Source organism: Paeniclostridium hominis (genome assembly GCF_014306135.1).
GTDB classification, from domain to species: domain Bacteria; phylum Bacillota; class Clostridia; order Peptostreptococcales; family Peptostreptococcaceae; genus Paraclostridium; species Paraclostridium hominis.
In genome coordinates, this window is record NZ_JACRWD010000001.1 from 847,857 (window position 1) to 872,286 (window position 24,430).

Genomic DNA, 24,430 nt, shown 5'->3' on the forward strand with positions numbered 1-24,430 from the left:
AAAATGAAAAAGGATGATTTAGAGTATGTAATTATTGCGGGGTGTAGTAGATTTGGAGCTAACATAGCAAATGTATTATCTTTAAGTGGAAAAGATGTTATTATAATAGATTTAGATGAAGATTCATTTAGAAAACTTTCACAAGAATATAGCGGATTTAAACTTATAGGTGATGCAACTGATATAGATGTATTAATAAATGCAGGAATTAATAAAGCTACTATGCTAGTAGCAGCAACTAATGATGATGATGTAAATATTATGATATCTCAGATATCTAAGGTTATTTTTAATACTAAAAAAGTTATATCAAGACTATATGATGATGACAAGGAAGTTGTATATAAAGACTTTAATATAACACTTCTTAGACCTACTAGTTTAACTATTAATGAATTTGAAAGATTGCTTTGTATAAAAGAAACAAGCAATAAAAATAATAATTCATTTAAATCAATAAAAAATGATAAAATAAGTAGTTTTATAAGAAAAGTAGGTGCATATTAATGAATATTTTAATTGTAGGTGGAAGAAAAAAAGCAGAGTTTTTATTAAAGTCATTATTAAATAAAAATCATAAAGTTACCTTTGTAAATAAAGATTATAAATATTGTAAAGAATTAAGTGAGATATATGAATGTAGTATTATTTGTGGTGATGGATGTAAAAATTATATTTTAGAAGAAGCTGGAGCTAAAAATGCAGATATAATAATTGCAATGACTTCTAAGGATTCTAGTAATTTAGCTATTTGCCAATTAGCTAAAAAAATTTATAACATAGACAAAACATTTGCCACAGTTACAAATCCTAAAAATGTAGAAGTTTTTAAAGCTTTAGGAATAAACGGAGCAATAAGTGCAACTTATATAGTATCTGATGTTATAGAACAAATGGCTACAATAAATGATATTTATGAATTTGTACCAATTGAAAATGGACAAATTAGACTACTAGATATAATAGTTAAAGATAATTCAAATTTATGTGGAAAATATATAAAGGATTTAAACTTATCAGATAAATCTATAATTGGGTGCATAATAAGAGGTAATAATAGTATTATTCCTAATGGAAATACACAAATAATGGTTAATGATAAACTTATAATATTATGTGATGTAAATGTTCAAAGAGAAGTATTAGACAAAGTATTAGAAAGTGGTAAATCTTATGGAATGTAAAAGATTTAATCAATGGGGAAGTACTATTTATTATATAGGAATTTTTACATCAATATCTGGGTTTATATTATTATTACCATTAATAAGTATTATATTCTATATAGATGAATTAATTTATGCTCCTAGTTTTTTAATTCCAGCGTTTATTTCTATAGTTTTAGGTTTAATTTTAGCAAAAAAATTTAAAGGATATAAAGAAAGAACTTTATCGGTTGGAGAAGATGCAGTAATTGTAGTAAGTGGATGGATATTAGCAACAGTATTTTCTGCAATACCATTTATTATTGGACAAAATTTAAATTTTACACAAGCATATTTTGAAGCTGTAAGTGGGTGGACAACAACTGGTCTATCAGTTATAGATGTAGAATCAGCTCCCCATATATTTTTAATTCATAGAAGTATAATGCAATTTTTTGGAGGAGTAGGAATTGTTTTAGTAATGCTATCAGCATTATCATCTACATTTGGAATGAAACTTTATAACTCAGAAGGCCATACAGATAAACTTCTTCCAAACTTAATTAAATCTTCTAGAGTTATAATTTCTATATATTTAGGTTATGTGGTTTCTGGAACAATACTATATGTTATATTTGGTATGCCTGTATTTGATGCAATAAATCATTCTATTGCAGCTTTATCTACTGGTGGATTTTCTGTAAGAGCTAATAGTATTGGATATTATGATAATGTTTTTATAGAATTGATAACTATTATATTAATGATATTAGGTACAACAAGTTTTGCAACTCATTTATTACTTGTTAAAGGTAAGTTTAAGGAAATTTTAAAATTAGGCGAAATAAGATTTATGTTTTTAGTTTTAGGAATCTTTATACCACTTGTTACTTTTGTTTCTTTAAAAGATTTGTATACAAGTTTATATAAAGGGATTAGGGTTGGATTATTTGAGGTTGTATCGGCTTTATCAACTACAGGATTTTCAACTGTAACATATAATAACTGGCCATCTTTTGCAATACTTATAATGATAGTGGCAATGCTTATAGGTGGGGGAGCAGGGTCTACATCTGGAGGGATAAAGCTTTATAGAATTTACTTAATTATTAAAAAGTTAATATGGAATATAAAAGATAAGTTTTTGCCGAAACATCAAGTATATAGAAATTATGTATATAAGGCAGATGGTAAAATATTTATAAATAAATCAGATATTTTAGAAGTATATAACTATGCGTTTATATATTTAATGGTATTTATTTTAGGGGTATTTATTATGTTAGTATATAATTACCCACTACAAGATGCAATGTTTGAATTTGCATCAGCTTTAGGAACCGTTGGATTATCAGTGGGAATAACATCATTAAATGCACCATCAATTATTTTGTGGACAGAAATTATAGGAATGCTATTAGGTAGACTTGAAATTTGGGTTATACTAATAGCCATAGTTAAAATTGTTAAAAATAATAGGAAAAGTAAATAATAAGAGTAATTAAAAGAGCTAGTAATTTCACTAGCTCTTTTTAAAGTTGTAGTATAATATTTTATTTTTTCATGGATATTATATTTTTACTAAGTTCATTTATACTCTCTGTTAGGCTTTGAAGTTTTCCTTCGATTCTTATCAGTAGATACATACTGATTGCTATTGGAAATCCTACATTGGCTATTAGAGATTGAATTTCTGAGTTCATTTAAATTTCCTCCTTTAAGCTAGGTGGCTTTGGGTAAGTTTAGTTTATATAGCATCTTCCTTCACTGTAAAGCCTAAAATTAAAGGCTTTAACGTTTCGTCAGATTGCTATATAAACTAAAACTTTACCATTCGCCTTTATTATAAATTTAGTTTGTTATGTAAGTGTCTTTGAAGCCTTTTGATATGGCTTCGTTTTTTAGTTTTAGGGCATTATTTTTATCCTTAAATGCACCTATGGTTACTTTGTAAAGTGGAGTTTTGGGTGGTGTTTCTTTGTTGATAAAGTTAAGTAGGGTAGAAGCTATGGTTTTAGCTACTTTTTGTAGGTAGTCTTCTTTTTTACATAAGTCTTCTATTTCTTGGTTAGATATAAAGTCTACTTCTATTATTATTGCTGGCATTTTTGTGTTTTTTAGGACTGAGAACTTTTTTGATTCTTTTACTCCACGATTTGGTGTGTTTAAGTTTTTTGATATATTTGAAGTTAGATTTTTACCTAGTGTGGAGATTTTGCTGTTTAGATTATAAACCCAAGTTTCTGTGCCTTTTGCTGATGTGTTGGTGGATGAATTCATGTGAAGGCTTATAAAGTAGTCGCAGTTTTCTTTGTTGGCTTTGGTGCATCTTTGTGAAAGAGTGTAGTAGGTGTTGTTTTCACGAGTTGTTATTACTTTTTCGTTTGATTTTTCAAGGATTTCTTTTATTATTAGTCCTATTTTTAAGACTATGTCACTTTCTTTAGTGTTGTTTTTGCCAAGAGCTCCGGGGTCTTTGCCACCATGACCAAAGTCTAAGTAGAATTTCATAGGTTACCTCCTTTATTTTGTTTACTATATGGTATCAGAGGTTTCTTATTTAATATATAAAAGTACTTTAAGAATGTTTGATATATTTGGTTTTAGTGACTAATTTTTGAAGTTTAAGAAATTATATTTAAAATGAAAAAAATGTATATAATGTTATTTAATTTTTTTTGTGAAAATTAATTTATTACTTTCTCTATTATTTAATTTAAAACCTAATTTTTTGGCTAATTTTAATGAGGCTATATTTTCAGTATAAATAGATGCTTCAATTTCTTTTAATGATGAATTTAAGTGTAAGTAATCAATTGTTGACTTTAAAACATCACTCATTATACCTTTTCCCCAATAATTCTTTTTCAAATTATAACCTATTTGAACTTTATTCTTATCAAATTCAAAATGATGAAGTGCTATAGTTCCAATAAACTCATTTGTGTACTTATCTATAATAGCCAATCTTATAAACCATTTATTCAAAATAGCTCTATGTATTATTTTAATATTATTTTTAGCATCATCTAACGATTTTAATAAATTATTCATATCATATTTCATAACCTCTGGATCTCCATAAATACTATAAATATCTTTATAATCATTTTCATTAATACTCCTAATTATATAGTTACCTATATCGATTTGCTTAAAATTATTAAATAAATTATCCATTTCAATTTGCCTCCTGTATAATCTAATGTTTTAATAATTTAATTATATCAGAATATGAAACTAATCAAATGTACACTAAAATATATATTTTTATTAGACTTACAATTTTATTAAGATTATAATAAATTGAAGAACAATGTTTTGTAAGGAGGAGATTAAAATAGAACAAGTAAAAAATAATAAACAAAGGAAACTTACGATTGGATTATTTATTGTGTACTTTCTAGTACTAACATGGATTATATTATTTAAAATGAATTTTTCATTTGAAGATTTAGTAAGTCCAAGAAGTATTAATTTGATACCGTTTGGTGATTCTACGATTGTCAATGATAGAATTGATATTAAAGAAATAATTTATAATATGATTGTATTTATTCCTTTTGGAATTTATGTATGTATGATAACTGATAAGTGGAGTGTTTTGAAAAAAATTCTATCTATAGCTGGGGTTAGTTTGTCATATGAAGTATTACAATTTATATTTGCAATAGGAGCATTTGATATAACAGATTTAATAGGCAATACATTTGGCGGAGTCGTTGGTATTGCAATTTATTATTTTATTAGCAAATTATTTAAATCAAATCAAAAAATGAATAAAGTACTTAATATAATTGCATTAATTTTAACTATATTAATAGTTTTGTTTTTAACAATTCTAATTGTAGTAAACTTATAATTTTAATTAGAGTAAATAACTAATCCCTAAAATATATTTATACTCTAAAGGTTTTAACTTTATTTTAAAATATCTGTTAAAAAAGCTCTTAGAATTCATTTGTTTGGATTTTAAGGGCATTAATTATATGGGAGAGAGGGGAATTTAAATGATAATAAATTTAGATAATAAATATATTATTAAACAAATATCTTTAGAACAAAGTGCCCAAATAGAAAAGTTATATAATTTATGTTCAGATTATCATATAATTTGTAGCGGTAGAGAAGCTAATGAACAAGATATAAAAGATCTATTTACTTATACAGATAAGAAAACAATTGAAGATTCTTTAACTTTAGGAATTTATGAATCAAGTGAACTTATCGGATTAATTGATATATTTAAAAACTATCCTAAGATTAATACATGGTCAATTGGTTTATTATTACTAGCACCGAATAAAAGGGGAAACAAGTTAGGTAGTCTAGTTCATAATGATTTAAAAAAATATGCTTTAAGTATAGGGGTAGATTATTTTAGTATTGGTGTTCTTGAAGAAAATATTTTAGCTCATAAATTCTGGAAATCACTAGGATATAACAAAGTGAAAGAGTCAAATATTAAATTTGGAGAAAAAGAGCATATAGTATATGTTTATGAACTAAAATTAAGTGACTAGATTTCTGATTGCAATCTGTAATTTTGGTAGATTGCTATATAAACTTCAACTTTACCCTTTGCCGTTTTGCATTACAAGTTTAGTTTGTTATGTAAGTGTCTTTGAAGCCCTTTGATAGGGCTTCAATTTTTAGTTTTAGGTGGTGTTTTTTGTACAGTTTAGATAGTAAATATATTATTTTAAAAAATTAACTAAAAAATCAGTTTTAATCCAATACAAAATTCCAGTAAAAATTAAATAAAACATACCTTCTATGGGAAAATATCTTAGTTTTAATTCTTTAATTCCAGATTTAATTTTCTTTACTAAATCATTGTAAAAATCAATATCCTTTATATCTTTAAAATCTAAACTTATACTCATTAAACTATCAATAAATATAGTTTTATAAAACTCTGGTAAATATATTTCATCTTCTCTTACTTCATATTTTATATTTTTTATCTTTAAATATTCCTCAATAATATTTATTACATCCGTTTTTTTAACATTATGTATTGAGTATATGTGTTTATTTTTTCTATATCCCCAAATAAATATTAATAAAAATACTATACTAAATATTATTATGCTACTAATACCTGTGTATCCTAGTTTATATCCTTCTATTAAATCTGAAAATGGACTATATGTTATAAATATAAACATTATTACTTGAGCATATCTAGGGTTAAACATTATTTTTACTCCACTTAATAAAATTACACTACATATAAGTAATGTTATTATCATTAAATTAAATTGTAACATTTTTTTCCTCCTTTATAATATTCTGTCTTTTATATAACTAGTCCATAAAGTAAAATTTAAAATGATGTTGTTATTTTTAGAATAACATAAAAATTCTGTAAATTAAAGGCTTTTTATGTAAATGTTTTCCTAATATAATTTAATTAACAATTTGAAAAATCCAAACTTTAATAAATTAAAGGACGGCAAACTATAGGGGCTAAGTATGAGACTATAATTACTAGTCAGTTACCAAAGGGGGACTATTTTATGGATTTAAAGAAAAACGTAAGTAGAAGTATAGCTATAGCATTAGTTGGAGTATCTGTTATAAAGCCTACTATAAATACAGTGAATCCTGTGAATAATATGGAAACATTATAAGTAGGAAGTAGATGAGAATATGTTCACATATAAAACTTATGGAATATTTCTTATTACATTTGGTATTTTTCATATAATTAAATATTTATTATTAAATAATATGAAACCGAATTACATTTCTAAAATGTTTAATATAACTTCAATGGAAGACTATATAAAAACCCAAAACAACATAGTTTGTATGATTAGTATATTATTAATATTTTCAGGAGTATTTTTTATTATAAAAGATAAGTTAACACCATTAGAAACTTTAATTCCATATATTGTTTTTATAATCCCATATATATACATATGGATAAAGAAGTACTATATAAAAATAAAGAATAAGGCTTAAATTAAGCCTTATTTTTTATTTTTACCAAATTAATCATAGTATTTAACATTTTATATTTTACTCCAAAATAAACACATCTTAATCCATTTTCAACTTTTTTTGTATTTAATTTTGTATAATTACTAACTAATCTTAAAAATCAAATGACAAGTGGTTAGATATGCAGATAGACATTATTACTTAACCAATGGTAGTACTACTAAAATATTTATATAGATTATAAACTAACTTGAATGGAGTGAATTTACAAATGAGTAAGTATAAGGACTGGAAGATGATAGATTGGATTATAGTAGGATTTGTAGGTATATCTTTTGTAGAAATACCCGATTGGATTCTTGAACACAATTTATATAAGCTTTCTACAACGGTAACAGTTTATGATTACCCATATAATATCCCTATAATTGTAGCAGGTGTATTTTTAATATATTGCTTTTTATCAGGCGTATATTGGATAAAAAATAAAAAAATAAATATGGTAGTTCATTATTGTTTATTAGCAACCATGTATATAACACTTGCTATGCTATATGTTATTGCATATAACTCGGGTATATAAAATAAGTATTATACGTAAACTTGGTAAATAAAATATCTAAATTTAGAAAATATCAAATATGATAACATGGTGTTAAAAATTACTCATGATTGTTTTAGTTAGAGGGTGATTACTTGAAGAAAATAACTAGATCATTTAAACGATTATTTTTATTATCAAATGTTGTAATTATAATATTTTTAATTTGTATTGTTTTTTTACTTATTAAAAAAGATTATTTTCATATGACGCTATCACTTGGAAGTTTTGTAGTAATTTTATACTCGAAATTTCAATGGTATAAAGCATATAAAGAGTTTATTGAGAAATTTAACTAACTCATAAACCAAAAATTTAAGGATTGTTAAATTAAAATTAAAATTTATTAGATTTTTTATAGTTTATAGATTACTATTTCATATAAGGGGGGAATTTATGAAAAAAGTTATTAAAGAATCTGATTTAATTAAGTTGAGATTAACACAATATGACGATTTAGAGTTTGTAATTGGTGCAGAAAATGAATCTGAAAATGCTCAGTATATAGGGAATTGGTCTAAAACTCAACATTTAGAATCACTTTCGAATTCTGATATATTACATCTGATAATTGAAGATAGTAAAAAAGGAAAACCTATAGGTTACATAATCATGGCTGGCTTAGACAATCCTAACCATAACATTGAATTTAAAAGATTTGTCATTTGTGATAAGGGCAAAGGTTTTGGAAAAGAGACGTTAAGATTAATTAAAGAATATTCATTTAATGAATTAAGAGCACATAGATTATGGTTAGATGTAAGATATAAAAACAAAAGAGCTCAAAATGTTTATAAATCTCAAGGTTTCAAAGAAGAAGGAATTCTTAGGGAGTGTATTCTTTATAAGGGAAATTATGAATCATTGATAGTAATGTCAATATTAGAAAATGAACAATAAATTTTATTTTAAAATATCTGTTAAAAAGCTCTTAGAATTCATTTATTTGGATTTTAAGGGCATTAATTATATGGGAGAGAAGCTAATGAACAAGATATAGTGGGAGTTTTATGTTTATAGCATCTTCTTTCACTGTAAAGCCTAAAGTGCAGGCTTTAACGTTTTGTCAGATCGCTATAAACATAAAACTTGTTCTTCGTTGTTTTTTCATTTTTATTTGTTTTTAGATAAGCCATATTTTTTATTAATACGACCTAGGGTAAATGTGTAATAAGATAAAATTAATATAAAACATCCACTAGCAATAGTTATAGGGAATGATTTGAAAAACATTAAAAAGCTTAATGAAATAGATAAAACACTTGTTATTAAAAATAAAGAAACCATAGATTTTGTATATTTTTTTAAGTTTATAAATTTTTTATCAGATTTATTTTTATAAAAGTATCTTAGTTGTGATATAGCTAAGATTATACAAAATAGTCCATAAGCAAAAAACAGAAAAGCAACAAATCTCATAAAATCCTCCCTTAGATAAAATGTATTAATATTTAAATATTAAAAATGATTTTAACATTTAAAGAAGAATAAAGTTAAAATTTGGATTAAGATTGAGATATTATGGAGTGAAATATGAATTTTAATTATTAATTATATTTAAAGTATATATATGTTGGGTTATAATAAAGTAATAAATATAATTTTTGGCAAGTTAACAATAGGCTTGATTATAAATTTAGATATTATTATTAGTTAATAAAAAAGTAATCTCCTTCTAATCATTAGTAAGGAGATTTTTTTAAAGAGGAGGATAAATTATGTTTTTCATAATGGGAGTTAGTCAAAGTCAAAAGAAACTAGACTACAAACAACTTAACATATGCAAATGCTGCGGCAAATATTCAAACATTGAAGTATACATGACTTACTGGTACTTCATGTTCTTCTTTATTCCTATTATAAAATGGAACAAAGAATACTACGTCAAAACTACCTGCTGTAACAAAATAGCTAAGATAGACGAAGAAATTGGCAAAAAAATTGAAAAAGGACAAGCTGTAAACATTGATACAGAAAACCTAGACTTTGGATGTTATGAAAACAGTGTAAAAGTTTGCTCTGTATGTGGATACCAAACTACAGAAGACTTTACTTATTGTCCGAAGTGTTCTAATAAATTATAAAAATAAAAAAGTAAAGGAACAGAATACTATATAATACCATTTACATAATTGGATAAAAAATGGAACGTCATTAATTTGCGTTCCATTTTTATATGCATTGATTACAGCGTCCTAATACCTTCTTTTTAAAAGATGATAACTGTATAAAAAAGGTATCAAAATTTGAAAATATTAAAATTGAGAACAATTAGAATATATAGAATATGCTCGGATATTATGGTAAAATATGTAATAAAGGGGTTGGAGTAAATTATTTATAAGTGGGTAAGAAGGGAATAAAAATGGTATCTATATATAATAAGGTTAGTGACTATATAATAGTGTTAAATTGTATGGGGGAAATAGTTTTTTGTAATGAAAGCTTTTTAAAGCGATTAAATTATAATCATGAAGAAATATTAAACTTAAATATAGGTAAAATAATAAGCGAAAATAATAATATTAATAATGAGTTAAAAAAATTTGGCGAAATAAACAAAACTTTAGAATTTTATTCAAAGTCAAATGAACTAGTCAAAATCAATTCAAATATAATCATAGAAAATTTTAACAACGATAAAAGTATTTTTATTATAGGTAAAGAAGTAGAGTCAAAACAATATACGATGGAAATATTAGAGGATCTTTTAGATAATATTAATGTTTGCGCATTTGTTATAGATGATGATGGAAAGTATTTATACGTAAATAAGCCTTTTGCTGAAATGATAGACAAAAAAAGAGAAGATATTATTGGAAGTTATAGCAGTGATAATTGGGAATATAATACTTATAATGAATTTGAAAAAAATAATAGAGAAGTTTTTGAAAGTAAAAGTCCAAAGATATTTAATGAGAAATTAGTATATGATGATAATATTCATTGGTATGAAAGTTACAAAGCTCCAATATTTGATGAAAATAAAAAACCTAAATATATTGTAGCAAAATCTAAAAATATTGATTTATTAAAAATCACATCAGAAGAGTTATATAAAAACTATAATAGAGTAACAATTGAAAATGACTTTAGTGGCAGTAGTAAGAAGAATGTAGATTTAAATGAAATATTAAAAAATATTGGAGAACATATACTTAAGTATACAAAAGCAGATGGTGTTTCTATGTTACTTTATGATAGTGATAAAGAAGGTTTAATACCTATTATAAAATTAAAAAATTCTAATATACATCTTGAAAATGTAGAATTTATTCCACTAAAAAAATTCGATGTATATTTAGATAAATATAGAAGTTATTTTAATTGTATATTTAAAAAAGATAAAATAGATAATTTATCAAACATAGATTATATATGTATAGATAAATTGGATTATTGTGGTAATTATATAATAGATTTATATGATGAATTTATTGGGATGATATGTTTAAGCTATAGTAAGGGTAATGCTCCTAAATTTAATAGCGACGAGTATATGAAATATATATGTAATAAAATAGCGATGATAATTAAAAATATCAGACTTTCAAATGAGGTATCTATTGAAAATAAAAAGCGTAAATATACAGAAAAAGAGTTAGAAAGGTATTTAAATATTTCAGTTGATTTAGTATCTATAGTAGGAAAGGATAAACATTTTAAAAGACTAAGTCCTAATTGGTGTGATGTTTTAGGATGGACAGAAGAAGAATTATTATCAATGTCAATTGTGGATATTATTCACCCTAAAGATTTAGAAAACTTTAGACAGAAAAATAAATTAGATCCTAGAGAATGTAAAATTACTAGAAATATTATTCGATTCAGGCATAAGAATGGAAAATATATTTATCTTGAATGGAGTAGTGAGTATATAGGGGATGAAGAAATATATGTTACAACGGCAAGAGATATTACAAGAAATATAGAAATAGAAAAAGAAAAAAGAACGTTAGAAGAAGCTGTCAAGGTAGAAGTTGTAAAAAATGAATTCTTTTCAAATATATCTCATGAATTTAGAACGCCAATAAATATTATACTGGGGACTATGCAAGTGATTAATAAAAATATAGAGAAAAATAATATACAAATAAATGATTTAAAGAAACATACTAACTATATAAAACAAAACTCATATAGATTATTAAGGTTAGTAAATAATCTAATAGATATAAGTAAAATGGATATAGGAGTGTATGAGCTTAGATGTTCTAATCAAAATATTATAAATATTATTGAGGATATAACTCTATCTGTAGCAGATTATACAAAAAATAATAAAATTAATCTTATATTTGATACAAACGATGAAGAAGTTATTACATATTGTGATCCAGATAAAATAGAAAGAATAATGTTAAATCTTTTATCTAATGCGATAAAATATACACCAGAGAATGGTTTTATAAAAGTTAAAATTAATTCTACAAAAGATGAAATAATAGTTTCTGTAAAAGACAGTGGAGTAGGGATACCAAAGGATAAACTAGATGTTATATTTGATAGATTTGGGCAAGTAGATGATTCGTTTAATAGAAAATGTGAAGGTAGTGGTATTGGACTATCACTAGTGAAAAACTTAGTAGAAATACATGGAGGAGAAATACATGTAAATAGTGAAGTTAATAAAGGCTCAGAATTTGTATTTAGTATTCCAATTAAGATAAAAAAAGAAGATAATGATAATGTATATGATGTTGATAGAAAATTTAAGCATGTAGAACGATGTGATATAGAATTTTCAGATATATATAGTATATAAAAATTAAAAAAGCATTTATACAATTATGTATAAGTGCTTTTTTTATAAAAGTTAAAAAATTTATGATTTAGTTCGTTCCTTTATTTTGATTTATGTAGAATTTATTTGTTATATTGTTTATAATTGTTAAATAATGAGAAAGAATAATATTTCTAATAAATGATTTGGGGTATTTAAAGAGGTAAAGTAATATAAAATTCAATTATTATAAGGGGTGAACTTATGAAAGAATATATAATAACTAATAAACTAGAACAATTTATAGAAAACTACCAACAAATAAAAGAGGTTAAAGGCGCATGGAGTATGGGGATGATACAATATAGCTGTGCTTTATCTCTAACAATTAAAAATCAACATGCAAATAAAGAAAAGATAGAAGAAAATCTAAAAATAATAAAAGACAACACAGGAATTTTTTCAAACTTTAGGGGTTATAGCATGTACTATACAGCTACATTATTATCAACTAAAACTAATTCAGAAAATGATTTTAGAGAAATCTTAGATATATATAAACAATTAAAAAATAAAAGCTTTTGGAATGATACTTATCTACCATTTGTAGCAATAATATTATATGAAAATAAAAATAAAATAGATATAAATACCTGTATCGATAATATGAAGTATGTATATGAGTTTATGAAAAAGCATCATCCATTTTTAACTTCAAGTGATGATTATTGTAGAATAGCACTTATAGCTATAAACTCAAAAGATATAGACAAAGACTTAAACTACATAGAAAAGTGTTATGAAAATCTTAAATCAAATGGATTTTATCCATCAAATAATCTTCAAGCCTTATCTCATATAATGTGTTTTGATAAATATAGAAATGATGAAAGCATATATAAAATTATAAGACTTAAAGACTTAATGGCTAAAGAAAATTGCAAGATGGATAGCTACGGATATCCTTTAATAGGAGCTATATCATTATTAGATTGCAATGAAGATACATTAGTAAGTCAAATAAAGAAAGTATCAGATAGTTTAAAGGAAGTAAAAGGGTTTGGTAACTGGACATTAGGAAAAAATAATAGAAATATGATAAGCTCGGCTATAGTAGCATCGGCTTATGCAGATTATTTAAAAGAAGAAAGTAACGTAGATACTATAAGTAATAATATATTCTTAGACATAATTATAGCAATAGAAATAGCTTGTATGGTTGCAACTATGGCTGCGGTTTCAGCAACGTCTGCATCAAATAGCTAATCCATGTAAATAAAAAAAACACCCCTAAGAGTGATAGTCTAACACAAGGGGTGTTTTTTCAAATATATATTCATCAACAATTTCATTATTTTCCAAATCAACAAGCATTACAGAAATTAAAATATTTAAATTAACAGGGTTTTTCTTTATAAATTTTTTAAAAGCATCTTCATTATTAGTAGCAATAGTAAATTTAGAAATATTAAACTCATCATAACAAGCTAGATATCCATAAACATCCATTAAATAACGATTAGCCATAGCTCCTATATTTTCATGGATAGGAATAAATCTAATCCTCCAAATATAATTATCCTTAGTAGCTATAATATTACCTAAAAAAGTTTTCTTAGATAATTTCATATTAAATCCTTCTTTAAGAATTCTAGGAGTTATAATACTAATAAATCTATCTTCACATTGTTCTTTATAAATATTGAAATTTGTTTTATCTATAAGATTGGCGTTATAAAAGGAAGGCTCAAGATTTAAATAACAAGACTTTTCTAAAAGATCATTAAAATCTACTTCAAGTACGAAAGCTAAAGCTCTTAAAACTTCTTCAGATGGTTTTTTTCTTTCGCCCGATTCAATCCTACTTATTTCAGCATTACTAACACCAGATTTTTCAGCCAAAGCTCTTTGAGATAATTTACGCTCAAGCCTTAAAGTTTTTAAGTATTCTCCTATCATAATATAAAGCCCTCATTTCTAAAATTCCGTATATACGTATAAAAGTATGATATTATCATATATTTACGATAAGTTAATTATACTCAAAGTGGTGATTATATTCAACGATTTGACAAAAAAAGGTATTCCTATTGACTGAATAATCACCAAGATGATAATATAATGTTACCAATTGGTAACAAAAATTAATAAACTTGTTTAATAAAAAAATCAGTAAAGAAACTAATTAAGGAGATAGGGTAAATGGAGTTAAACGTTGAGTATTTTAGGGAAGTATTAATTAGAAAGGATATTACAAATAGGGAATTTGCAAGGATGGCTGGAATTTGCCACACTAGTGTTACTAAAATATTAAATAAAAATATGAAAGCTGGAATGAAAACTTGTAAAGCTATAAGGGGAGCTTTAAAAGATGAACCTATAAATAAATTATTCATATAAAGTGTTACCATAGGTAACAAAAAGTTAAAAGGGGGATAAAATATGAAATTTATTACTAAAGTGGTAACAGGGGAAGTAAGATTTAATTATGTAAATACAACTGAAGCTAGAGCAAACGATCTAGACTCAGAACCAAAGTTTGGGTTAACTATACTTATACCAAAAGAAAATAGTGAAACTATGGGCAAAATTTATACAGGCATGTCTAATGCTACAAAAAATGGACTTAATATATGGGGTGGACAAGTTCCAGAGGATTTAATAACTTGTTTAAAAGATGGAGATCTACTAGAAAGACCAGAATACAAAAATCACTTCTATATAAATACTAATTCTAAATACAAACCTCAAGTAGTTAATCGAGAATTAAAAGAAATTATCAATCCAGAAGAACTTTATAACGGCTGCTATGGAAGAGTAAGTATAAACTTTTATCCATATAACCACATAGAAAGTGGAAATTGTGGTATTGCTGCTGGACTTTTAAACATCCAAAAGCTAAGAGATGGGCAAAGAATAAGTAACAGAAGTAGTGCAGCAGATGATTTTGACATAGTAGAAGATGATGGGATTTTAATATAATGACAACTATATCAATTGACATAGAAACTTATTCAAAAATAGACCTTACCAAAAGTGGGGTCTATAAATATATTGAAGAAGACTTTGAAATACTACTTATTGCTTATGCCTATAATGATGAAGAAGTTAAAATTATAGACTTAAAAAATGGAGAAAAAATACCACCACAATTTAAAAAAGATTTATTTGATGAAAGTATAATAAAAACAGCTTTCAATGCTAACTTTGAAAGAGTATGTTTATCTAAGTATTTCAACAAAAATTTAAGCCCCAAAATGTTTAGATGCACACAAGTTCACGCTCTATACTTAGGATTACCTCATGGACTTGATAATGTGGCTAAAACTCTAAGACTAAAAGAACAAAAACTAGAAGAAGGCAAAAACTTAATAAGATTTTTTATGAATGAAAAAAATGTAGCTTTAATAAATTCAAAAGAAAATAGTAAAGAAAAGTTAGAAGTACTTAAAAAATACGAAGAATTTAAAAAGTACTGTATAAATGATGTAGTAGTTGAAAGAAGTATAAAAAAAGTTTTAGAAAAAGTTAAAATTCCAGAAATAGAAAATAAGCTTTGGCAACTAGATCAAGAGATAAATGATAGAGGAGTATTAGTAGATAAAAAATTATTAGAAAATGCTTGTATATATGATAGTGAGTTTAAAGAAGCTTTGATAAAAAAACTTAAAGCTATAACTAAAGTAGAAAATCCAAAGAGTAATAATCAAATAAAGTTATATCTTAAAAGTTTAGGACTAAAAATTAGTTCACTTAATAAAGAAAGTGTAGAACAACTATTAAAAAGTGAAGAAGTATTAAATAATCCTAAGTTTGAAGAAATAAAAGAAGTTTTAAACTTACGAAGTAAATTAAATAAAACTTCTACTAAAAAATACGAAGCAATGAAAAGATGTGTTTGTAGTGATGGAAGAATAAGAGGGTTATTTCAATTTTATGGAGCAAACAGAACTGGACGATGGGCAGGAAGATTGGTACAAGTTCAAAATCTTCCACAAAATAAGCTTAGTAATTTAGAAGAAGTAAGAAGTATTATAAGTAATGATTATAAAAGTAAATTACCTAGTAGAGATAAATATAATAAATATAACGAAGACATTTCAAATATATTATCTCAATTAATAAGAACAACTTTTATACCAAAGGAAAATCACAGATTTATAATAGCAGACTTTAGTGCAATAGAAGCAAGAATAATAGCTTATCTTTCAAATGAAAAATGGAGATTAGATGTATTTAACACTCATGGAAAGATTTATGAAGCTAGTGCATCTAAAATGTTTAATGTAGATATTAATGAAATAACAAAAGAAAGTGAACTAAGGCAAAAAGGTAAAATTGCAGAATTAGCTTTGGGGTATCAAGGTGGAGTAGGAGCACTTGTTAGTATGGGTGCTTATAATATGAATTTATGTGAAGAAGATCTTATAGAAATTGTAAAAGCTTTTAGAAGTTCTAATATAAATATTGTTAAGTTATGGAAAAAAGTAGAAAGAGCTTTTATAAAAGCTGTCAAAGATAAAACTGTTGTAAATATAGATAAAAATATAAGTTTTATATATGAAGGAAACATACTTTTTATAAAACTACCATCAGGAAGAAGACTTTCTTACATAAGACCAAGGGTAGACTTTAACAACTCTTTTAACAAATACGTTATAACTTACGAAGGAGTAGATTCTGTAAGTAAAAAACAAACAAGGTTAACTACCTATGGAGGAAAGTTGGTAGAAAATATTGTACAAGCTATAGCCAGGGATATATTAGGATATGCAATGCTTAATCTAAAAGCTAAGGGCTTTAATATTGTTATGCATGTACATGATGAGATTGTAGTTGAAGTAGAAAATAAAGTTTCTAGTGTAGAAGAAATTTGTGAAATAATGTGTGAAGAAAATCCATATTTAAAAGATTTAACTTTAAGAGCAGATGGATTTGAAAGTATGTATTATAAAAAGTAATTAAGATTATAATGGGGGATAATATGAAGCATGACAAGGTTATAAATATAGCTATAGGGAGAAGTAGAAAAGAAATTAATTATCTTAATAAAAGTATTAGATATTCAGATTTTATAAATTATAATTTAAGAAACACTACATATACAAATGAAACTTTTAAAGAGTATATGAACTTTTCAAAAGACATACAAGATAATATAAAAGATGTTGGTGGGTTTGTAGGTGGAGTTTTAAAAAACGGTAAAAGAAGAAAAGACACTGTTATAAGTAGAAGTCTTTTAACTTTAGATGCAGATTTTGCTTATGAAAATATGATAGAGGATATTGAGAAAAATTGTGATTTTGGTATGTGTATATATACAACTCATAAGCATACCAAAGAAAATCCAAGGTTTAGGATAGTTATTCCTTTAAGTAAAGAAGTGGATTCTATAGAGTATGAAGCTATAGCTAGAAAGATAGCTTTTGATATAGGTATAGACTATTTTGACGATACTACCTATTCTCCTTCTAGGCTTATGTATTTTCCATCTACTAGTAAAGGTGGTGAATACATTTTTAAAATTATAGATAAAAAGTGGCTAGACCCAGATGATATATTAAATACTTATGAAAATTATAAAGATGAAAGTTTGTGGCCTGTTTCTTCAAGAACAAAGCCAAAGATTATTAATTATAACTCTAACAAACTTAAGGAAAATCCTAGATTAAAAGAAGGAATTATAGGAGCTTTTTGCAGAGTTTATAATGTCTTTGATGTTATTGAAAAGTTTTTAAGTCATATTTATAAAAAAGGTGATAGTGAGCATAGATACACTTATATAAATGGAAGCAGTTCTAATGGTTTGATTATTTATGAAAATGGAGATTTTGCATATTCTCATCATAGTACAGATGTATGCTTAGATAAGCTTTGTAATTCATTTGATTTATTAAGATTACATAAGTTTTCAAGCTTAGATGAAAAAGTAAGTGCTGATACTCCTATTAACAAACTACCTTCTTATATAAAGATGATTGAGTTTGTAAGTCAAGATGAAAAAGTTATGTTAGAACTTGGAAATAGTAAACTAAAAAAAGCTAAAGAAGATTTTAGTGACTTTTATAATATACAAGAAACTAATGTAAATAAAAATTATGAAAATAGTTGGGTTACAAAGCTTGAAGTAGATAAAAAAGGTATGTATAAAGCTAGTAATAAAAATATAGTTACTATATTAGAAAATGATGTGAATTTAAAAGGAAAGATTGCTTATAACTTATTTTCAAACAGAACTATGGTCAAAGGTGATTTGCCTTGGCGTGAAATTATTGATAAAGAAAATGGAGATGTTTGGCAAGATAGTGATGATGCAAATCTTAGAGTTTATATAGATATAGCTTATGGAATAGTTGCTCCCTACAAGATTAATGATGGGGTATCTATTATAGAAAAGAAAAATCAATATCACCCAATAAGGGATTATTTAAATTCTAATACATGGGATAAAGTTAGTAGAGTAGATAGTTTAATGATTGATTATTTAGGTGCAGATGATAGTAAATACACAAGAAATGTAACTAGAAAAATGCTTGTTGCAGCAGTTGCTCGTGTTTTTAATCCAGGTGTTAAGTTTGATTATATGTTGGTTTTGGTTGGAAAACAGGGTATAGGAAAAAGTCATATTATAAGTTTGTTAGGTAAAATGTGGTATTCAGATTCTTTAAATACTGTTTATGGAAAAGAAGCCTATGAACAATTACAAAATGCATGGATAGTGGAAATGGCAGAGCTTTCGGCTACTAAAAAAGCTGAGGCAGAAGCAGTTAAGCATTTTATATCAAAAACTGAAGATAGTTATAGGCAAGCTTATGGAAGAAGGGTTGAGACTTTTAAAAGACAGTGTGTATTTTTTGGTACTACCAATGAAAGTGAGTTTTTAAAAGATAGAACAGGTAATAGAAGATATTGGCCTTTGATGGTTGGAAGAAATAAAGTTATAAAGAATTTGTTTAAAGATCTAACTAAATATGAGATAGATCAAATATGGGCGGAGGCTTTGTATTTATATAGATGTGGTGAAAAGTTAATTTTGGAGGCAGATGTTCAAAAGGAAGCTACTTTAAAACAAGAACAACATTTAGAAAGCAATAGCAAGGAAGGTATGATAAGAGAGTTTTTAGATATGAAGCTTCCTAAAAATTGGGACAAGATGGATATATATGAAAGACGGATTTATATAGGTGAAAATAATACTTTGAGAAAAGAAGGATGTGTAGTTCGTGAGAAGGTTTGTAGTGCTGAGATTTGGGTTGAGTTGTTTGGTGGTGATATGAAGATGTTTTATGGAAGTAATGCTAGAGAGATTAATGATATATTGAGAAAGATAGAAGGATGGAGTGCATTGAGAAATGGAGAAGGGAAACTTAGGTTTGGGAAAAATTATGGAGTTCAAAGGGCTTTTGTAAGAGATAAGTAGATGTTACCATAGTATTTTTAAGTGTTGTCGAAAGTTATAATTTGACATCACTAAGTTTAGATGTAGGTGTTAACGAATATTTAGGACAACACTTAAGGTAACACCTTTAGGGAACGGTTAAATATAGTTTTATCAATACTTATAATATGATGTAGTCTAATTATACAAATATTTATAAAGAGTAGTTGAGTAGGTAAAATAATTAAAAAAAAATTATCTAATACATAAATAAGTTATAGAAAAATTTATTTGACAACACTAAAATTCGCTTCGCTTGAGCGACGTGTCGGCGAATTACTTCATGGCGCCAACGACTTCGTCCGTTGCTAAAAAAGGGATATTTCATTTTGAAATATCCCTTGGATAAAACTATGCAGTTATTAAGTCGAATTCTTCTGTATCTGTTACTATTACTTTCGCATCTACAGTAGCAACTAATTCAGATCCATATGGAGCGAATATGTTTTTTTCAACTATTAAGTTCATAGCATCTACTATTTCTGCTTCAGTTATATCTTCTTTTGGATCATCTATTGATATAGATATTTTTCTACCTACACCAGTTAAGAAGGTCATTACTAATCTTTTTTTAGTTTCCATTTATTTCACCTACCTTTCAAAATTTTAAAGTCCTAGTTTAATATAGTGTTATCTACTTTTAAGATTTCAAGAACGTCGTGGTTTTGTAATCCTATTAATGCGTTTGCTACGTCAAGTATGTCTTGAGAAGTAGCATTGTCTGCTACGTTTGAGAATGTACGAGATTTAACTATTGTTTTTCCGTCATCGTTAAGTCCACAGTCAAATTTTATTTTTAAAGATGATGGATTTTTAGTTTCACTAACTGCCATTTTGTTCTCCTTTCTTTAAAGATATGGGGGTATCTTTAAGTTTTATTTGAAGTGTTAGCTTCTAATTTAATTATAGAAGGAGTTTGTTTTTTTCTATATTAAAGAAGTTTAGAAAAAATTTTTAGGAGGGTGAGTTTATGGAGGATAAGATTTTAGAGTTTGTTAAGGTTGAGGATGTTCCAGAGGGGTGTAGAGATTTGGTTGAGGTGTTTGGGATGGAGGTTTTTATTAGTTTGATTGAGTTTTGTGGTGGGAGTACGGTTTATTTGCCTAGTAAGGGGTCTGTTGTGAAAAAGGCTAGAAATAGGATTATTAAGGAGGAGTTTGATGGGGGGAATTTTAGGGAGCTTTCTAGTAAGTTTGGGATTAGTGATATGCAGGTTAGAAAGATTGTTAGGTAATTTTTAGTTGGTTTCGTGGGGGTGTTTGAGGTTATATAGCATCTTCCTTCACTGTAAAGCCTAAAGTGCAGGCTTTAACGTTTCGTCAGATTGCTATATAACCTCAAACTTTTCCTCAATTTTTATAGAAAATTTATATCAAATAAAAAATTCAGTTTCAATATGAAAATAAATAGGTTTAGATCATTAAAAATTTTAAAGATTATTTTCCAAAAAATTACAATAGTATATAATATATAGAGATAAAGTATTAATTCAGGAGGAGTAATTTGAAATTAAAACGTAAAATAATTGAGATTAACATAAACATGCTAGATAAATTAAGGAAATACTTAAATAAAAGATTATACTCATTAATAAGTAATGATGGAAATAGTGAAGAAAAAGAGAAATATGAAAAGCTATCACCTATGGAAATAGATGATGAGTTATATTTTAATGAATTAGATCAAGGGTTATTTGATAAAGATATCAAAAATATTGCATTGTCAGGACCTTATGGAGTAGGAAAAAGTAGTATATTAAAAACATACACTAACAAAAGGCCAATACATAATTATATAAATATATCATTAGCAAATTTTGAAATATCAATGGATAAAAATTCAAATGACATTGTAAAAAAAGAACCTAATGGAGGAATAGACAATACTGTTCAAAACTCTGAGATTGAAATGAAAAATAAGTCAAGTATAACCAATGAATTAGAGGCTAGTATATTAAAGCAAATGTTTTATAAAGTACATCATAAAAAGATACCATACTCACGATATAAACGTATTAAGAACTTAAATACTAAGAATATAGTAATTACTATTATAAAAATAATATCTTTGTTGTTAATAGGAACTTTTTTATATAATCCCCAAATTATAAAAAATATAATTGATATAAAAAAAAATGATTATAAAGATACAAATATTGTGATACTGATTTTAATGATAGGACTATTTATATATATAGGAACTAATTTTATAATTAAAGGAATAAAATATACAAAAGCTAACTTAAAGTTTAATAATGTAAAAACAAAAAATATAGATATATCACATGCAGATAATAAAGAATCTATATTTAATAAAAATATAGAGGAAATTTTATACTTTTTTGAAGTAACTAAATATGATGTTGTTATATTTGAAGATTTAGATAGATTCAATAATATAGAAATATTTACAAATCTGAGGGAACTAAATGAAATTATTAATAACTCAGAACATATAGAGCGAAAGATATCTTTCATATACTCAATTAGAGATGATATTTTTAATGATTATAAAGATAGAACCAAATTTTTTGATTTTATAATTCCTATAATACCTATGGTAAATTCATCAAACTCAGAAAAATATATAAAAGATAGATTGGGTCATTTTAAAATAAGTGAAGAATTAATAGAAAATATAAGTATATATATAGATGACATGAGAACGATTAAAAATATATGCAATGAATTTAAAATATATAAATCGGTTATAAATTATAAAGAGATAGATAAATTATTTTCTATTATAGTTTACAAAAATATATATCCTAGAGATTTTTCGCAACTCCAGTTTAATAAAGGTCTATTAAGTAAGGCTTTAAGTTTTAAAAATAGAGAAATTCTTCTAAGCAATATTAAGCAGTATAATTGCACAGAAGTAGAGAAGATAAATAAAGAGTATGAATTAAAGGTAAATGAATTACAAGAAGAATATATTAAAAAAATTTTAGATATAGGTATTAAAGTATTATATATAAATGGAGAAGAATATGATATTGATGATATAAGTGAGATATTCAAAGATTGTTTTGATTTAAAAACTAAAATAAAGTATGTATATGAGAAATTCAATGGCTTAACCTTTATAGATTATAGTAAAGTAATTAGCAAAGAAGAATTATTAGAAGTAGGTCAAGCTAATGGATACTACGATAAAAAGAGGATTATTGACAATTGGAAAAATAAAATATTAGAAAAAATAAAGTTTGAATTAATTACAGATGAGGAGATTATAACAAATGGGAAAGTTTGTGAATTGATAAAAAGATTTGGAGTTGATGAGATAATATTAGATGAGGATGTAAAAAAAGAAAAGTTTCTAATTTATTTAATTGAAAAAGGCTATATAGATGAAAGTTATAACTCATACATAGTTCAAAATAAAAATGGAACTGGTAGCAAAAAAGATATAGAATTTATAAAACTTATTAGAGCTAATGAAGATATAAGTTTTAATTATGACATAGAAAATCCAGAATATATAATTAATAGAATTAAAGAATTAGATTGTAAAAAAACATCTATTCTGAACTATAAATTATTTAAGTTTTTAGTTAAAAACAAAGAAGAATATAGTAAATACTATGAACTAATATTAGATTCTATAATTGATGGTGTTTTTGGTAAAACGTATGAAATTATTACAAATAAATATAAAAATTTTTTAGATAAATTTATTGCAAGAATAGAAGAAAGAGAAGTTGTTTTTAAAGATATAGCTTTAAAATATAGTGGAATCTGGAAATATATATCTAATAATGAAAGCATAGACGAAAATTTAAAAGCAGAATGCTTTGTATGTTTATTAAATATGTTGACTTCAGATGAGATGGCAGCTTTGAATGTTGAAAATAGTTTAATAAATTATATAGAGAGTGAAAACTACATAGAATTCGCTCAAATTATTATAGATAGACGTAGAATTAGTAGAAATAGATTTAGAAAATTAAAAAATAAATTAAATGTAGATAAGAGTAAACTTATGTTAAATAAAGGTAATTTATTAAAAAAATCTTCTGAATATAACTCAGCTATAAAGCTTTATGATTGGGCTATAGAAGAAGATGAAAATAATATAGAAGCATATGAAAAGAGGGGTGAAATATATAAGTTTAAAGGTGATTATGATAAAGCAAAAATTGACTATATGAAAGTAATAGCGATTGATGAAAAAAATATAAATGCATATAAGAATATAGCTGATATATATTTAAAAGAGAAACAATATATTAAAGCAAAAGAAATGCTAACAAAAGCTTGTAATTTCGATAGGGATAATAAAGAGATTAAAATAGAGCTAGAAAGGTTAATAGAAAAAAATATAGAAGAAGATGAAGTTGCAGTAACAGAGTAAATAAAAAATTAACTAGATATGCATTATTTATAAAAAAGCGTAGTATTTAACTACGCTTTTTTATAAATAGGGTCCTTAGTAAAAATTAATTAGAAAAATTAGTATATATAAGTATTCATACAATCTGATAAATTGAAAAATAAATAAAATTGTACTAAAATGAAAGTATAAAAGGGTATCAATTTATTAGATATTTTACTAAAAATAAATAATAAGTC

General features: G+C 25.3%; 25 protein-coding genes and 1 riboswitch. Of the genes, 17 read left to right on the plus strand and 8 right to left on the minus strand.

Annotated elements, in window-relative coordinates; translation table 11 throughout:
- The first annotated feature begins 3 nt into the window (after positions 1-3).
- The 3 genes from H8891_RS04030 to H8891_RS04040 are packed head-to-tail and all read left to right on the plus strand — an operon-like array spanning position 4 to position 2,637.
- Positions 4-507, plus strand: coding sequence for a potassium channel family protein (locus H8891_RS04030; RefSeq protein WP_187005289.1), 504 nt, complete (start codon positions 4-6; stop codon positions 505-507).
- Complete coding sequence (locus H8891_RS04035; RefSeq protein ID WP_187005290.1) at positions 507-1,184, plus strand: potassium channel family protein; 678 nt, start codon at positions 507-509, stop codon at positions 1,182-1,184. Before H8891_RS04030 ends, H8891_RS04035 begins: the two co-directional genes overlap by 1 nt.
- Positions 1,174-2,637 (plus strand): TrkH family potassium uptake protein, encoded by a 1,464-nt coding sequence (locus H8891_RS04040; RefSeq protein ID WP_187005291.1) that lies wholly within the window; start codon positions 1,174-1,176, stop codon positions 2,635-2,637. The genes H8891_RS04035 and H8891_RS04040 overlap by 11 nt, the downstream gene beginning before the upstream one ends.
- 61 nt (positions 2,638-2,698) lie before the next feature.
- On the opposite strand, the gene H8891_RS04045 is transcribed toward H8891_RS04040, so the two are convergent.
- From H8891_RS04045 to H8891_RS04055, 3 genes are all read right to left on the minus strand, one after another.
- The gene (locus H8891_RS04045; protein WP_147544777.1) at positions 2,699-2,848 is read right to left on the minus strand and encodes a YvrJ family protein; all 150 of its coding nucleotides are present in this window, start codon (positions 2,846-2,848) and stop codon (positions 2,699-2,701) included.
- A 148-nt stretch (positions 2,849-2,996) separates the two neighbouring features.
- Positions 2,997-3,656: an N-acetylmuramoyl-L-alanine amidase gene (locus H8891_RS04050; protein ID WP_187005292.1), complete on the minus strand. Its 660-nt coding sequence runs from the start codon at positions 3,654-3,656 to the stop codon at positions 2,997-2,999.
- Positions 3,657-3,809: 153 nt separating this feature from the next.
- Positions 3,810-4,325, minus strand: a complete 516-nt coding sequence (locus H8891_RS04055) for a GNAT family N-acetyltransferase (RefSeq protein WP_187005293.1) — start codon at positions 4,323-4,325, stop codon at positions 3,810-3,812.
- Between the two features lie 136 nt (positions 4,326-4,461).
- Between H8891_RS04055 and H8891_RS04060 the strand changes: the two genes are divergently transcribed.
- Both H8891_RS04060 and H8891_RS04065 read left to right on the plus strand, forming a co-directional pair.
- Positions 4,462-5,007, plus strand: a complete 546-nt coding sequence (locus H8891_RS04060; RefSeq protein WP_187005294.1) for a VanZ family protein — start codon at positions 4,462-4,464, stop codon at positions 5,005-5,007.
- Between the two features lie 148 nt (positions 5,008-5,155).
- On the plus strand, positions 5,156-5,668 hold the full coding sequence (locus H8891_RS04065; RefSeq protein WP_187005295.1) for a GNAT family N-acetyltransferase: 513 nt from the start codon (positions 5,156-5,158) through the stop codon (positions 5,666-5,668).
- Positions 5,669-5,842: 174 nt separating this feature from the next.
- Here H8891_RS04065 and H8891_RS04070 read toward each other — a convergent pair whose 3' ends face one another.
- Positions 5,843-6,418 (minus strand): hypothetical protein, encoded by a 576-nt coding sequence (locus H8891_RS04070; protein WP_187005296.1) that lies wholly within the window; start codon positions 6,416-6,418, stop codon positions 5,843-5,845.
- A 149-nt stretch (positions 6,419-6,567) separates the two neighbouring features.
- Positions 6,568-6,654, plus strand: a riboswitch (cyclic di-GMP riboswitch).
- 227 nt (positions 6,655-6,881) lie between these two features.
- Here H8891_RS04070 and H8891_RS04075 point away from each other — a divergent pair.
- From H8891_RS04075 to H8891_RS04085, 3 genes are all read left to right on the plus strand, one after another.
- Positions 6,882-7,118, plus strand: a complete 237-nt coding sequence (locus H8891_RS04075; RefSeq protein ID WP_187005297.1) for a hypothetical protein — start codon at positions 6,882-6,884, stop codon at positions 7,116-7,118.
- A gap of 250 nt (positions 7,119-7,368) precedes the next feature.
- Positions 7,369-7,680, plus strand: a complete 312-nt coding sequence (locus tag H8891_RS04080) for a hypothetical protein (protein WP_187005298.1) — start codon at positions 7,369-7,371, stop codon at positions 7,678-7,680.
- Positions 7,681-8,094: 414 nt separating this feature from the next.
- Entirely contained in the window at positions 8,095-8,598 is a 504-nt protein-coding gene (locus H8891_RS04085; RefSeq protein ID WP_187005299.1) for a GNAT family N-acetyltransferase, read from the plus strand.
- 213 nt (positions 8,599-8,811) lie between these two features.
- On the opposite strand, the gene H8891_RS04090 is transcribed toward H8891_RS04085, so the two are convergent.
- A complete protein-coding gene (locus H8891_RS04090) occupies positions 8,812-9,117 on the minus strand; it encodes a hypothetical protein (RefSeq protein WP_187005300.1) in 306 nt (101 codons plus the stop codon).
- Between the two features lie 311 nt (positions 9,118-9,428).
- Between H8891_RS04090 and H8891_RS04095 the strand changes: the two genes are divergently transcribed.
- The 3 genes from H8891_RS04095 (at position 9,429) to H8891_RS04105 (ending at position 13,687) form a co-directional block, all read left to right on the plus strand.
- Entirely contained in the window at positions 9,429-9,782 is a 354-nt protein-coding gene (locus H8891_RS04095; RefSeq protein WP_276510616.1) for a zinc ribbon domain-containing protein, read from the plus strand.
- Positions 9,783-10,042: 260 nt separating this feature from the next.
- A complete protein-coding gene (locus H8891_RS04100; protein WP_187005302.1) occupies positions 10,043-12,463 on the plus strand; it encodes an ATP-binding protein in 2,421 nt (806 codons plus the stop codon).
- Between the two features lie 222 nt (positions 12,464-12,685).
- Positions 12,686-13,687 (plus strand): DUF4003 family protein, encoded by a 1,002-nt coding sequence (locus H8891_RS04105; RefSeq protein ID WP_187005303.1) that lies wholly within the window; start codon positions 12,686-12,688, stop codon positions 13,685-13,687.
- A 24-nt stretch (positions 13,688-13,711) separates the two neighbouring features.
- On the opposite strand, the gene H8891_RS04110 is transcribed toward H8891_RS04105, so the two are convergent.
- Entirely contained in the window at positions 13,712-14,380 is a 669-nt protein-coding gene (locus tag H8891_RS04110; RefSeq protein WP_187005304.1) for a helix-turn-helix domain-containing protein, read from the minus strand.
- Between the two features lie 243 nt (positions 14,381-14,623).
- On the opposite strand from H8891_RS04110, the gene H8891_RS04115 reads away from it, so the two are divergent.
- Genes H8891_RS04115 through H8891_RS04130 form a run of 4 tightly spaced genes read left to right on the plus strand, consistent with a single transcriptional unit; the run spans position 14,624 to position 19,841 of the window.
- On the plus strand, positions 14,624-14,821 hold the full coding sequence (locus H8891_RS04115; protein WP_147544752.1) for an XRE family transcriptional regulator: 198 nt from the start codon (positions 14,624-14,626) through the stop codon (positions 14,819-14,821).
- A 42-nt stretch (positions 14,822-14,863) separates the two neighbouring features.
- Positions 14,864-15,403 (plus strand): DUF2815 family protein, encoded by a 540-nt coding sequence (locus H8891_RS04120; RefSeq protein ID WP_187005305.1) that lies wholly within the window; start codon positions 14,864-14,866, stop codon positions 15,401-15,403.
- A complete protein-coding gene (locus H8891_RS04125) occupies positions 15,403-17,382 on the plus strand; it encodes a DNA polymerase (RefSeq protein WP_187005306.1) in 1,980 nt (659 codons plus the stop codon). The genes H8891_RS04120 and H8891_RS04125 overlap by 1 nt, the downstream gene beginning before the upstream one ends.
- Before the next feature lie 23 nt (positions 17,383-17,405).
- Positions 17,406-19,841: a virulence-associated E family protein gene (locus H8891_RS04130; protein WP_187005307.1), complete on the plus strand. Its 2,436-nt coding sequence runs from the start codon at positions 17,406-17,408 to the stop codon at positions 19,839-19,841.
- 369 nt (positions 19,842-20,210) lie between these two features.
- Here the strand turns inward: H8891_RS04130 and H8891_RS04135 are convergent, their stop codons facing one another.
- Positions 20,211-20,441, minus strand: a complete 231-nt coding sequence (locus tag H8891_RS04135; protein WP_187005308.1) for a DUF2922 domain-containing protein — start codon at positions 20,439-20,441, stop codon at positions 20,211-20,213.
- Between the two features lie 32 nt (positions 20,442-20,473).
- On the minus strand, positions 20,474-20,692 hold the full coding sequence (locus H8891_RS04140; RefSeq protein WP_187005309.1) for a DUF1659 domain-containing protein: 219 nt from the start codon (positions 20,690-20,692) through the stop codon (positions 20,474-20,476).
- A gap of 137 nt (positions 20,693-20,829) precedes the next feature.
- Between H8891_RS04140 and H8891_RS04145 the strand changes: the two genes are divergently transcribed.
- Positions 20,830-21,093 (plus strand): Mor transcription activator family protein, encoded by a 264-nt coding sequence (locus tag H8891_RS04145; RefSeq protein WP_187005310.1) that lies wholly within the window; start codon positions 20,830-20,832, stop codon positions 21,091-21,093.
- A 269-nt stretch (positions 21,094-21,362) separates the two neighbouring features.
- Positions 21,363-24,212: a tetratricopeptide repeat protein gene (locus H8891_RS04150; RefSeq protein WP_187005311.1), complete on the plus strand. Its 2,850-nt coding sequence runs from the start codon at positions 21,363-21,365 to the stop codon at positions 24,210-24,212.
- The last annotated feature ends 218 nt before the right edge of the window (positions 24,213-24,430 follow it).